The organism is Streptomyces sp. NPDC058195 (genome assembly GCF_042883525.1).
GTDB lineage: Bacteria > Actinomycetota > Actinomycetes > Streptomycetales > Streptomycetaceae > Streptomyces.
Genome location: NZ_JBHVVM010000004.1, coordinates 328,191 through 340,814, shown reverse-complemented (window position 1 = coordinate 340,814; position 12,624 = coordinate 328,191). Strand labels below are relative to the sequence as shown.

The 12,624-nt window shown below is 71.5% G+C and carries 10 protein-coding genes; 1 reads left to right on the top strand and 9 read right to left on the bottom strand.

Annotated elements, in window-relative coordinates; genetic code table 11:
* Nucleotides 1–20: 20 nt before the first annotated feature.
* From aroQ to ACFVWY_RS07545, 9 genes are all read right to left on the bottom strand, one after another.
* Nucleotides 21–461 carry a type II 3-dehydroquinate dehydratase gene (aroQ, locus tag ACFVWY_RS07585; protein ID WP_389868262.1) on the bottom strand — a complete coding sequence of 147 codons (441 nt, stop codon included), beginning with the start codon at nt 459–461 and terminating at the stop codon, nt 21–23.
* On the bottom strand, nt 458–2,104 hold the full coding sequence (gene aroB, locus ACFVWY_RS07580; RefSeq protein WP_389868261.1) for a 3-dehydroquinate synthase: 1,647 nt from the start codon (nt 2,102–2,104) through the stop codon (nt 458–460). Before aroB ends, aroQ begins: the two co-directional genes overlap by 4 nt.
* Entirely contained in the window at nt 2,101–3,285 is a 1,185-nt protein-coding gene (gene aroC, locus ACFVWY_RS07575) for a chorismate synthase (RefSeq protein ID WP_389868259.1), read from the bottom strand. Before aroC ends, aroB begins: the two co-directional genes overlap by 4 nt.
* A 147-nt stretch (nt 3,286–3,432) precedes the next feature.
* The gene (locus tag ACFVWY_RS07570) at nt 3,433–4,269 is read right to left on the bottom strand and encodes a shikimate dehydrogenase (protein WP_389868258.1); all 837 of its coding nucleotides are present in this window, start codon (nt 4,267–4,269) and stop codon (nt 3,433–3,435) included.
* A complete protein-coding gene (mltG, locus tag ACFVWY_RS07565; protein ID WP_389868256.1) occupies nt 4,256–6,166 on the bottom strand; it encodes an endolytic transglycosylase MltG in 1,911 nt (636 codons plus the stop codon). The genes ACFVWY_RS07570 and mltG overlap by 14 nt, the downstream gene beginning before the upstream one ends.
* Nucleotides 6,167–6,261: 95 nt before the next feature.
* On the bottom strand, nt 6,262–6,735 hold the full coding sequence (gene ruvX / locus ACFVWY_RS07560; RefSeq protein ID WP_389868358.1) for a Holliday junction resolvase RuvX: 474 nt from the start codon (nt 6,733–6,735) through the stop codon (nt 6,262–6,264).
* Nucleotides 6,736–6,743: 8 nt separating this feature from the next.
* Nucleotides 6,744–9,413 (bottom strand): alanine--tRNA ligase, encoded by a 2,670-nt coding sequence (gene alaS / locus ACFVWY_RS07555; RefSeq protein WP_389868254.1) that lies wholly within the window; start codon nt 9,411–9,413, stop codon nt 6,744–6,746.
* Nucleotides 9,413–9,736, bottom strand: coding sequence for a hypothetical protein (locus ACFVWY_RS07550; protein ID WP_389868252.1), 324 nt, complete (start codon nt 9,734–9,736; stop codon nt 9,413–9,415). The genes alaS and ACFVWY_RS07550 overlap by 1 nt, the downstream gene beginning before the upstream one ends.
* Nucleotides 9,737–9,743: 7 nt before the next feature.
* Entirely contained in the window at nt 9,744–10,181 is a 438-nt protein-coding gene (locus ACFVWY_RS07545; RefSeq protein ID WP_389868356.1) for a DUF948 domain-containing protein, read from the bottom strand.
* 225 nt (nt 10,182–10,406) lie between these two features.
* Between ACFVWY_RS07545 and ACFVWY_RS07540 the strand changes: the two genes are divergently transcribed.
* Entirely contained in the window at nt 10,407–12,608 is a 2,202-nt protein-coding gene (locus ACFVWY_RS07540; RefSeq protein ID WP_389868250.1) for an ATP-binding protein, read from the top strand.
* The last annotated feature ends 16 nt before the right edge of the window (nt 12,609–12,624 follow it).

The following is a 12,624-nucleotide window of genomic DNA, read 5'->3' as shown; positions in this document are numbered from 1 at the left end:
GCCGGGATTCCTCCGGTCCGTCAGCCGGCCGGTCCGTCCGCCAGGGCGCGCAGCGCGAGCCGGTAGGAGCCGATGCCGAACCCGGCGACGGTTCCCGTGGCCACCGGCGCGACCACGGAATGGTGGCGGAACTCCTCTCGCGCGTACGGGTTGGAGATGTGCACCTCGATCAGCGGCGCGGTGCGCTGGGCCGCCGCGTCCCGCATCCCGTACGAGTAGTGCGTGAAGGCCCCCGGGTTGAGAACGACCGGAATTGAACCGTCGGCCGCTTCGTGGAGCCAGCGGATCAGCTCGCCCTCGTCGTTGGTCTCGCGGACCTCGACGTCGAAACCGAGTTCCTTGCCGAGCGTCTGGCAGGCGTCGACGAGCCCGGCGTAGGAGGTGGCGCCGTAGACGTCGGGCTCGCGGGAGCCGAGGCGGCCGAGGTTCGGCCCGTTGAGGACCAGGACCCGGCGGGTCACGCCGACACCTCCCCGTACGCGGCGAGCAGCACGGCCGGGTCGGGGCCCTCCAGGACGGTGGGCTTGCCGAGGCCGTCGAGGACGATGAAGCGCAGCAGGTCGCCGCGGGACTTCTTGTCGACCTTCATGGTCTCCAGCAGCCGGGGCCACTGGTCGCCCCGGTAGGTGAGCGGCAGCCCGACGGACTCCAGGACGGTGCGGTGCCGGTCGGCGGTGGCGTCGTCGAGACGTCCGGCCAGCCGGCCCAGCTCGGCGGCGAAGACCATGCCGACCGAGACGGCCGCGCCGTGGCGCCACTTGTAGCGCTCGTTCTTCTCGATGGCGTGGGCCAGGGTGTGGCCGTAGTTGAGGACCTCGCGCGGCCCGGACTCCTTGAGGTCCCCGGAGACGACCTCCGCCTTGACCCTGATGGCCCGTTCGATCAGCTCGGCGGTGTGCGGCCCGGCGGGCGTACGGGCGCCTTCCGGGTCCGCCTCGACCAGGTCGAGGATGACGGGGTCGGCGATGAATCCGGCCTTGATGACCTCGGCCATGCCGCTGACGTAGTCGTGGACCGGCAGCGAGTCCAGGGCGGCGAGGTCGCACAGGACCCCGGCCGGCGGGTGGAACGCACCCACGAGGTTCTTGCCCTCGGCGGTGTTGATGCCGGTCTTGCCGCCGACGGCCGCGTCGACCATGCCGAGCACGGTCGTCGGTACGGCGATCCAGCGCACCCCGCGCAGCCAGCTCGCCGCGACGAACCCGGCCACGTCGGTGGTAGCGCCGCCGCCGACGCCGACGATCACATCGGTGCGGGTGAAGCCCGTCTGGCCCAGCGCCTTCCAGCAGTAGGCCGCGACCTCGACGGTCTTGGCCTCCTCCGCGTTGGGCAGCTGGATCGCGATGGCCTCGTAGCCCTGCCCGGCGAGATCCTGGCGGACCGCCTCACCGGTCTCGGCGAGCGCCTCGGGGTGGAGCACCGCGACCCGCTTGGCGCGGTCGCCGATGAGCGCGGGCAGCTCGCCCAGCAGCTGTCGGCCGACCAGCACCTCGTAGGGGTCGGTGCCCGCGCTGCCCGCGATCGGGATGCGGGTGGATGCCTGCTCGGTCATACGTGTCTTCTCCTGGCCGGGGGCGACGGGGCCGTCGCCGCGTTCCGGCAGTTCCAGTGCGTCGAGGACCGCGCGGGCGACCTCTTCGGGGGTGCGTTGGTCGGTGGCGACGGTCGCCCGGGCCACCTCGGTGTACAGGTGGCGGCGGGCCTCCATCAGCTCGCGCCACTGCCTGCGCGGGTTGACGGCGAGCAGCGGGCGGGCGGTGTTCAGCCCGACCCGTCTGACGGCCTCCTCGACGTCCATCGAGAGATAGACGACGGGGCGTCCGACGAGCAGGGCGCGGGTCGTCCCGTCGAGCACCGCGCCGCCGCCGAGGGAGAGGACGCCGGTGTGCTCGGCGAGGGCGGTGTGCACCGCCTGCCGCTCCAGCTCCCGGAAGCGGTCCTCGCCCTCGTCGAAGAAGATCTCCGGGATCGGCTTCCCGGCGGCGGCCACCACGTCCGCGTCGGTGTCCCGGTAGCCGGTGGAGAGCAGGCCGGCGAGCAGTTCCCCCACCGTGGACTTGCCGACGCCCATCGGGCCGACGAGGACGATCAGCGGGCCGCTCATCGGATGTGGAGGTGGTCGAGGTACGACCGCACGTTGCGGTGGGTCTCGCCGACGCTGTCGCCGCCGAACTTCTCCGCGACCGCGTCGGCCAGGACCAGCGCGACCATCGCCTCGGCGACGATGCCCGCCGCCGGAACGGCACAGACATCGGAGCGCTGGTGATGCGCCTTGGCCGGTTCGCCCGTGACGACGTCGACGGTGGCGAGCGCCCGGGGGACGGTCGCGATGGGCTTCATCGCGGCACGGACCCGCAGCAGCTCGCCGGTGGTCAGGCCGCCCTCGGTCCCGCCGGAGCGGCCGGAGGCGCGCTTGATGCCGTCCTCGGTGACCACGATCTCGTCGTGCGCCTTGGAGCCGGGCACCCGGGCCAGGTCGAAGCCGTCACCGACCTCGACGCCCTTGATGGCCTGGATGCCCATCAGGGCGGCGGCGAGCCGGGCGTCGAGGCGGCGGTCCCAGTGCACGTGCGAGCCGAGGCCGACGGGCACGCCGTACGCCAGGACCTCGACGACGCCGCCGAGGGTGTCCCCGTCCTTGTGGGCCTGGTCGATCTCCGCGACCATCGCCTTGCTCGCGTCGGCGTCCAGGCAGCGCACCGGATCGGCGTCGAGCCGTTCGACGTCGGCGGGCGTCGGGTAGACGCCGTAGGGCGCCTTGGCCGCGGCCAGCTCGACGACATGGCTGACGATCTCGATGCCCGCGGTCTCCTTGAGGTACGAGCGCGCCACGGCGCCGAGCGCGACACGGGCCGCCGTCTCCCGGGCGCTGGCGCGCTCCAGGATGGGCCGGGCCTCGTCGAAGCCGTACTTCTGCATGCCCGCGAGGTCGGCATGGCCGGGCCTCGGGCGGGTCAGCGGGGCGTTGCGCGCCAGTTCGGCCAGTACGGCGGGGTCGACCGGGTCGGCCGCCATGACCTGCTCCCACTTGGGCCACTCGGTGTTGCCCACCATCACGGCGACCGGGGATCCCATCGTCAGGCCGTGGCGCACCCCGCCGAGGAAGGTGACCTCGTCCTTCTCGAACTTCATCCGCGCACCGCGGCCGTAACCGAGCCGGCGCCGGGCGAGCGCGTCCGCCACCATCTCCGTGGTGATCGGGACACCGGCGGGAAGACCCTCCAGCGTCGCCACGAGTGCGGGGCCGTGCGACTCCCCCGCGGTCAGCCAGCGCAACCTGCTCAACGGTGCTCCTCATGCTCGCGCCTGGAACTGCGACGGCGCGACCGGGTGCGCGGCCCTGGCCCGCCGCCCCGATCCTCCCACGAACCGGGGCCCGGACCGGCCGCCGGTCCAGCAGACGGACGGCCCGCGGCACCACGGACCGCGGGCTCAGCGTTCCGCGAGAGCGGCTTCACCGGCCTGCCGCATGGCCGCGAGCGGCGCGGGCGTACGGCCGGTCATCTGCTCGACCTGGAGGACGGCCTGGTGCACCAGCAGGTCGAGACCTCCGACCACTGCGCCGCCCCGTTCCGCCCAGGCGGCGGCGAGCCGGGTGGGCCAGGGCTCGTAGAGCACGTCGAAGAGGGTGCCGGGCCTCTCCGGTACGGCGGCGGCCAGGGCGTCGGTGGTTCCGGCGGGGGTGGTGGCGATGACCAGTGGGGCGCTCAGGGCCTGCCCGGCCTCCGCCCAGTCGGCGGTCCTGACGTCCACGCCGAGGCGTTCGCCCCAGCCGCGCATCTCCCGGGCCCGTTCCTCGCTGCGGACGTACGCGGTGACCGGTCCCGTACAGAGGACGGACAGCGCGGCGAGCGCCGAGGAGGCGGTCGCCCCGGCACCGAGGACGGCGGCGGACCCGGTCTTCTCCACCCCGCGTTCACGGAGCGCGGCGATCATGCCGGGGATGTCGGTGTTGTCGCCGGACAGACGGCCGTCGTCGGTGCGGACCACCGTATTGACGGCCTCCACCGACGCGGCGGTCTCGCTGACGACGTCCAGCAGCGGGATGACCGCCCGCTTCAGCGGCATCGTCAGCGAGAGCCCGGCCCATTCGGCGTCGAGCCCCCGGACGAACCCGGGCAGCGCGTCCTCGTCGATCTCGAACCGCTCGTACGTCCAGCCGGTGAGGCCGAGTCCGGCGTACGCGGCGCGGTGCAGCACCGGGGAGAGCGAGTGCGCGATGGGCGACCCGAGGACGGCGGCGCGGCGGCGCCGGTCAGCCGAGGCCATGCAACTCCTTGAACTTCTCATTGAGCTTGTCGTGCTCGGCGGCCGTCTTGGTGAACTGGGTCTTCTTGCCGTCGAGCGAGATGAAGAACATCCATCCGTCGCCGGTCGGGCTGAGCGTCGCGCGCAGGGCCTCGTCGCCGGGGTTGCTGATGGGGCCGGGCGGCAGACCAGCGTGGTAGTAGGTGTTGTACGGGTCCGGGTTGGTCCGGATCTCGTTTGTCCCGATCTTGATCTTGCTCTGGTTCTTGAGGTAGTTGAACGCGGAGTCGAATTCGAGCTTGCCGTTCGAAACGGTGTTGTCGGGCTTCAGGCGGTTGTAGACGACTTCGGCCATCTTGCGGAAGTCGTCGTGCGTGAGCCCCTCCGCCTGGACCAGGCTGGCGACGGTGAGGACCTGCCAGGGGCCGTCCAGCTTGTGCTTCTTCGCCGTGCCTTCGAGGTCGAGCTTTTCGTACACCTCGTTGGAGCGGGAGACCATCTGCTTGAGGATGGCCTCCGGCTTGGTCTCCTTGGTGACCGAGTAGGCGGCCGGGAAGAGGAAACCTTCCAACGGGTCCTTGACGTCCTTGTTCTTGCTCACCCAGCCGGGCAGACCGAGGTCGGAGGCGTTGGCCTTGGCGATCCCCTTGGTCGTGCCTGCCTTGAGGTCCAGCTTCTTGTCGATCAGCTCGTAGATCTGGACGTTGCGGCGTCCCTCGGGGATCACCAGGAGGTTCTGGCTCTTGGGGTCGACCAGCATCTTCACGGCCTCGGCCGCGGACATCTCCTTGCGGAGCAGATAGACGCCCGCCTGGATCGACTTGCCCTTGGGGTTCTCGTTCTGCGCGGAGACGAACGCGTCGACGCTCTTGACGACGCCCTTCTCCTTCAGGATGTTGCCGATGTCGGAGCCGAAGGCGCCCTTCTCGATCTCGACCTCGACCTGGCCGGTGCCCGCACCGGTGTAGTCGGGCGCCTCGCCGAACCGGTCCTTGAAGAAGCCGTAACCGAGGTAGGCGACGCCACCCAGCCCTCCGACCAGAACCAGCGAGACGACCAGGCAGGCGACGCCGTTGCGGCTCTTCTTCTTGCCCTTGCCCCGGCGCTCGCTGCCGCCGCCGCGTCCGCCACGACGGGACGCGCGCGAGTCGTCACCCTCGCCGTCCTCGTCGTAGGTGTCCTCGTCCCGGGCGCGCTTGCGGCCACCCCGGCCCTCCCGGTCGTCCTCGCGCTCGTCGGCGCCGGTGAAGAAGGGGTGGGTCTCCTCCGGCTGGACCTCGGGATCCCAGTCCGCGCCGGGCGCCGGGGGCTGCTGAGGAGCGGCCTCACGGTGGCCGGGGGCCTGCTGGGCACCGGCCTCGCGGTGGCCCGGAGGCTGCGGCGGAGGGTAGGCCTCCGGGGTGCCGTAGGAGTCGTGCGCCTCCGGGTAGCCGCCCTGCCCCCCGCCGTACGGGTCGGCCGGCTGGGGGGCGTAGGGCGCCGCGGCCGGCTGCTGCCCGGTCTGCCAGCCGCCGTCGCCATAAGCCGGCTGCTGGGACTGGTGCGCCTGCTGGGCGTACGGGTCCTGCTGGTCGCCGTAGCCGGGCTGCTGGGGGTACTGCTGCTGGGCGTACGGATCATGTGGCTGCTGCGACGCGTACGGGTCCTGCGGCTGCTGCTGGGCGTAGGGATCGTGCGGCTGCTGCTGGGCGTACGGGTCCTGCGGCTGCTGCGACGCGTACGGATCGTGCGGCTGCTGCTGCGCGTACGGGTCCTGCGGCTGCTGCTGGGCGTAAGGATCGTGGCCGTAAGGCTGCTGCTGGCCGCCGTACTGGCTCTGGCCGGGGGCGGGCTGCTGTCCTCCCCATCCCTGGTCCCCGTACAAGGGGTCCTCGGGATGCCACGGTTCGGAGCCGGGGCCCCGGCCATACTCAGTCATCGATCCCCTAGAGCCGCGAGACGACGTTCCGTCTCTTGCTGTGCGGTATTTGTTCGATACACCGCCGCATCGCGCGGAACGTTACCGTATCGCGATCAGACAACCACCTCGACGGCTTCCCCGGGCGGGCGGCCCGAGGCCCGTTCGGACTCCAGAGCGTTCTGAAGGATCACCACAGCGGCAGCCTGGTCGATGACGGATCGCCCTTTCTTGGACTTCACGCCCGAAGCGCGTAGCCCTTGACTGGCCGTCACTGTGGTCATCCTCTCGTCCACCAATCGCACCGGAACGGGTGCGGCCGAGCGGGCGACCTCCTGGGCGAAAACCCTGATCTTGGCGGCGGCAGGTCCCTCGCCGCCGCCGAGGGACCTCGGCAGGCCGATGATGATCTCGATCGGCTCGTACTCCTCGACGATCTGCCCCAGCCGCCGGTGGGCCGCCGGGACATCGCGTCCCGGCACGGTCTCCACCGGCGTGGCGAGGATCCCGTCGGGGTCGCAGGAAGCGACCCCGATCCGGGCGTCCCCGACATCGATCGCGAGGCGACGGCCTCGGCGCATCTGCGTCATTCCCGCGGTCACGCCGTTTCGGTGACGAGGCGCTCGACCGCGGACACGGCGGCGCCGATGGCCTCCGGGTCCTGGCCGCCGCCCTGGGCTACGTCCGGCTTGCCACCGCCACCGCCGCCGAGGGTCTTGGCCGCGGCACGGACCAGGTCACCGGCCTTGAGACCGCGCTCGCGGGCCGCCTCGTTGGTGGCAATGACGGTCAGCGGACGCCCGTTGGCCGTGGTGAACAGGGCCACGACGGCCGGTCGGCCGCCCTGGATGCGGCCGCGGACGTCGAGGACGAGCTTGCGCAGGTCGTCGGCCGAGGTGCCGTCGGGGACCTGGCCGGTGACCAGGGCGACGCCTCGTACGTCCTTGGCGGACTCGGCCAGCCCGGCGGCGGCCTGGAGGACCTTCTCCGCGCGGAACTTCTCGATCTCCTTCTCCGCGTCCTTCAGCTTGCCGAGCATCCCGGCGATCTTCTCCGGCAGCTCCTCCGGGCGCCCCTTGACCAGCTCCTGGAGCTGAGCGACGACGGTGTGCTCCCTGGCGAGGAAGTTGTAGGCGTCGACGCCGACCAGGGCCTCGATGCGCCGCACGCCGGAGCCGATGGACGACTCGCCGAGCAGCTTCACCAGACCCAGCTGGGCGGTGTTGTGGACGTGCGTTCCGCCGCACAGCTCCTTGGAGAAGTCGCCGATCGTGACGACCCGGACCCGCTCGCCGTACTTCTCGCCGAACTCGGCGATGGCGCCCTGCTTCTTGGCCTCGTCGATCGACATGACCTCGGCCTGGACGTCGAGTTCGCGCGAGAGCACGTCGTTGATCTTCTGCTCGACGTCGGTCATGACCGCGCCGGGGACGGCGTTCGGGGAGCCGAAGTCGAAGCGGAAGCGGCCGGGCTGGTTCTCGGAACCGGCCTGGGCGGCCGTCGGGCCGAGCGCGTCGCGCAGCGCCTGGTGCGTGAGGTGCGTGGCGGAGTGGGCGCGGGCGATGGCCCGGCGGCGCTTCACGTCGATCGAGGCGTAGGCGGGAGCTCCGACGGTGACCTCGCCGACCTGGACGACGCCCTTGTGGACATGCACGCCGGGCACCGGCTTCTGGACGTCGCGGACCTCGATGACGGCCCCGGTGTCGAGCCGGATCCGGCCCTGGTCGGCGATCTGACCGCCGCCCTCGGCGTAGAACGGGGTGCGGTCGAGGACGACCTCGACCTCGTCGCCCTCGGACGCGGCCGGAGAGGACACGCCGTCGACGAGCAGCCCGACGATGGTCGACTCCCCCTCGGTGACGGTGTAGCCGGTGAAGTCGGTGGACCCGGAGCTGTCGGCGACCTCGCGGTAGGCGGACAGGTCGGCGTGGCCGGTCTTCTTGGCGCGGGCGTCCGCCTTGGCGCGGTCCCGCTGCTCCTTCATCAGGCGGCGGAAGCCCTCCTCGTCCACCGAGAGGCCCTGTTCGGCGGCCATCTCCAGGGTGAGGTCGATCGGGAAGCCCCAGGTGTCGTGGAGCAGGAACGCCTTGTCCCCGGCGAGGACGGTGCCGCCCGTGGCCTTGGTCTCGGTGACGGCGGTGTCCAGGATGTTGGTGCCGCCCTTGAGCGCCTTGAGGAAGGCGGCTTCCTCGGCGAGGGCGACGGTCTCGATGCGCCTGCGGTCGGTGATCAGCTCGGAGTACTGCTGCCCCATCGTGTCGATCACGACATCGACCAGGTCCTTGACGACCGGTCCGGTGGCGCCCAGCAGGCGCATGTTGCGCACGGCCCGGCGCATGATGCGGCGCAGCACGTAGCCGCGGCCCTCGTTGCCCGGGGTGACACCGTCACCGATGAGCATCACGGAGGTGCGGATGTGGTCGGCGACCACCCGGAGCGAGACGTCCGAGCCGTGGTCGGCGCCGTAGCGGACGCCGGTCAGCTCGGTGGCCTTGTCCATGACGACACGCAGGGTGTCGGTCTCGTACATGTTCTGTACGTCCTGCAGGATCATGGCGAGGCGTTCCAGGCCGAGGCCCGTGTCGATGTTCTTCGACGGCAGGTCGCCGAGGATCGGGAAGTCCTCCTTGCCGTCGCCCGCGCCGCGCTCGTACTGCATGAAGACCAGGTTCCAGATCTCCACGTAGCGCTCGTCGTTGACCGCCGGGCCGCCCTCGGCGCCGAACTCGGGGCCGCGGTCGTAGTTGATCTCGGAACAGGGACCGCAGGGGCCGGGGACGCCCATGGACCAGAAGTTGTCCTTCTTGCCCAGGCGCTGGATACGTTCGGCCGGGACGCCGATCTTCTCGCGCCAGATCCGCTCGGCCTCGTCGTCGTCGAGGTAGACCGTGATCCACAGCCGCTCGGGGTCGAGGCCGAAGCCGCCGTCCGCCACGGAGTTGGTGAGCAGCTCCCAGGAGAGCGTGATGGCGCCCTCCTTGAAGTAGTCACCGAAGGAGAAGTTGCCGCACATCTGGAAGAACGTGCCGTGCCGGGTGGTCTTGCCGACCTCTTCGATGTCCGGCGTACGGACGCACTTCTGCACGCTGGTGACGCGCGGGGCCGGGGGCTTGACCTCACCGAGGAAGTACGGCTTGAAGGGGACCATGCCCGCGGGGACCAGCAGCAGAGTCGGGTCGTCCGCGATGAGCGACGCCGAAGGGACGACGGTGTGACCGCGCTCCTCGAAGAAGCTCAGCCAGCGGCGACGAATTTCAGCCGACTCCATCAGTGATCCTCATTCCGGTTGTACGACGTGTAGGGGAGCTTGCGGTGTTCGGTGGTCACGACGAGATGCGGCCGGACCGGGAGGTCCTGGTCGACCGGTGCCTCCAGGCCCAGCGCTTCGCCCAGTTCGGCCTCGCGCCGGACCATGGACTCACGGACGTCCAGAGCGAAGTCCTTGAGCTTGTGACCCGTCTCGATCGCCCGGTCCGCGGCCTGCGCCGCCAGGCTCTCGGGGGTGAGCTGCTTGAGCTTCCGGTTCACCTTGGCGGTGGCCCAGACACCGGCGGCGGCACCTGCGGTGAACCAGAACGTACGGCGGAACATGGCTGCGTCAGTCCTTCGGTCCGCGGGAGCTTCTGCCGTTGCGCTTCCTGGCGCGCGCGGACGGCACGGTGCGGCCCACGATCACCTGCCGCCGGGCGTCCTCCGGTTCGGAACCGGTCCTGCGGCCGATGGCCTGGCGCACCCCGTAGCCGAACGCGGCGACCTTGACGAGCGGGCCACCGAAGGTCGAGGCGACGGTGGTGGACAGCGCGGAGGCGTTGGACGTGACCTCCTGGACGTCCGTCGCGATCGCGTCGACCTTGTCGAGCTGTGTCTGCGCGGACCGTACGGTGGCGGAGGCGTCTGCGAGCAGCGGGACGGCCTGCTCGGTCACGTCCGCCACGAGCTTGGTCGTCGCCCGGAGCGTCTGGGCCAGTCTCACCAGTACGACGGCGAGGAACGAAACCAGGATCGCCCAGAAGACGGCCACCAGGATCCCGGCCACCTCTCCACCGGACACAGTGCACCGCTCTCTAGCTTGTCGCTGTCTTTTGTACTGTCTCTGTCTGTCTCTGCTCGGTCCGGCGACGGCCGTTGCCACGGCCGGTCGTCGTCCCCCGAGCCTATCGCGCCGACGGTCGCACCCCGTACCGCATTTCCCACGCAAACGTCGAGGGCCACCCGGCGAGGTTTGTACGGAGCGCACCCGTGCCAGTACTCTGCGTGTTTCATGCGACGCCCCCAGCGCCCCGTTTCGTCCCCCCGCGTTCCGAGCGCCCCGACCGCTCCCGGCAGCCTCCCGACGGAGCTGAACAGATTCGTGGGACGGGAGAACGAACTCGTCCGTCTCGCCCAGCTCCTGGAGGAATCCAGGCTGGTCACGATGGTCGGCGTCGGCGGGGTGGGAAAGACCCGCTGCGCCCTCCGCGTCGCCGGCCTTCTGGAGAAACGGTACTGCGATGGCGTCCGGATGGCCGAGCTCTCCGCACTCCATGACCCCGAGCTGCTGGAGCACGCCCTCGCCGACGCCCTCGGGCTCTCCGGTCACACCGGCCGGCCGCCCCGCGCCGCCCTCGTCGAGCACCTTGCCGCGCGCCGCCTGCTGCTGGTGATCGACGGATTCGAACAGCTCGTGGACGCCTGCGCCGCGGTGGTACGGGATCTGCTGCGCGGGGCCCCGGGGCTGCGGGTGCTGACCGTGGGACGGCTCCCGCTGGAGCTCGCCGGGGAGGTGGTCTTCCCGCTGGCGCCGATGTCGGACGCGGACGCGATGCTGCTGTTCTCGGAGCGGGCCGCCGCGGTCCGGCCGGACGTCCCGCTGACCGGCGACGACCGTGCGGCCGCCCGGGAGCTCTGCCGCCGCCTGGACGGGATCCCGCTCGCCCTGGAGCTGGCCGCCGGGCGGCTGCGCGCTCTGTCCATCGCCCAGCTGCTGCAGCGCCTGGACGACCGCTTCCGGCTGCTGACCGGTTCCCGCCGCAGCGCGCCCGCCCGCCACCAGACCCTCCGCACGGCCATCGGCTGGAGCCATGAGCTGTGCGCGCCGGAGCAGCGGCTGCTGTGGGCGCGGCTCTCGGTGTTCGCGGGGCAGTTCGACCTGGAGGCCGTGGAGTACATCTGCGGCGGGGCCGGTCTGCCGGTCGAGTCGATGCTCGACGTGCTGTCCGGGCTGCTGGCGCAGTCCGTCGTGCTGCGCGAGGACTCGGCGCACGGCACCCGCTACCGGATGCTGGACACGGTGCGGGAGTACGGCGCCGAGTGGCTGGCGGCCACCGGCGACATGGACCGGCTGCGCCGCCGCCACCGGGACTGGTACCTGGGGCTCGCGACCTGGTGCGAGCTGGACTGGTTCAGCCCCCGGCAGGCCGAGGTGGCCGCGCGGGCCGAGAGCGAGCTGCCGAATCTGCGGCGGGCGCTGGAATGTTCGCTGGAGAGTCCGGGCGAGGCCCACCTCGCGCAGCATCTGGCCGGCACGCTGTGGTTCCTGTGGGTGTGCTGCGGGCGGCTCTCCGAAGGGCGGCACTGGCTGGATCACGTGCTGGAGGAGGACACCCCGTACGACTCCTCGCGGCTGAAGGCGCTCTGGGTGCTCGGGTACGTGGCGGTGCTCCAGGGCGATCCGGTCGGCGCGGTCTCCGCCTTGCAGGAGTGCCGGGAGGCGGCGGAACGGACCGAGGACTGCGCGGCGCTCGCGTACACGACGCACCGGCTGGGGAGTCTGGCGCTCGTCACCGGTGACCTGGGCAGGGCGCGGGAGCACCTGGAGGACGCCTCGGACCGCTACCGGGATCTCGGCGAGCTCAACGGCAATGTGCTGATGGCCCGGGTCGAGCTGGCGGCGGTGGTCGGGTTCGACGGGGATCCGGACGGCGCGGCCGCGCTCTGCGAGGAGGTCAGGGCCACGTGCGAGGACCACGGGGAGCGGTGGGTCCGGTCGTACGCGCTGTACGTACTGGCCTTCACGGCCGCCCGGCGCGGCCTGCCGGAGCGGGCCCGGGAACTGCTCGGGCAGTCGCTGACGATCAGCCGTACCTTCCATGACCTGCTCGGTTCGGTCCTCGCCCTGGAACTGCTGGCGCTGGTCACGGTGGTGGAGGGCGACGCGGCGGAGGCGGCGGTGCTCCAGGGGGCCGCCGACCGGATCTGGCCCTCGGTGGGGCTTCCGCTGTTCGGCTCGGCGCACTTCGGGCTGAGCCGGGTCCGCTGCGAGCGGCTGGCCCGCCGGAAGCTGGGGGACGCCCGCTACGAGTCGGGACTGCGCGAGGGCGGGCGGCTGGATCCGGACGCGGCGGTGGCCAGGGCGCTGGGAAGCGGCCCCTCGGCCCGGCGGGGAGCCCCGGCACCGCGGCCCGGAGCGCTGCCGCCCCCCGGAAAACCACTCCGGCCCGCCCCTTCCCGTACGTCGGGAGAGGGCGGGCCGGAGCACCGTTGAAAGCGACTACGCCAGG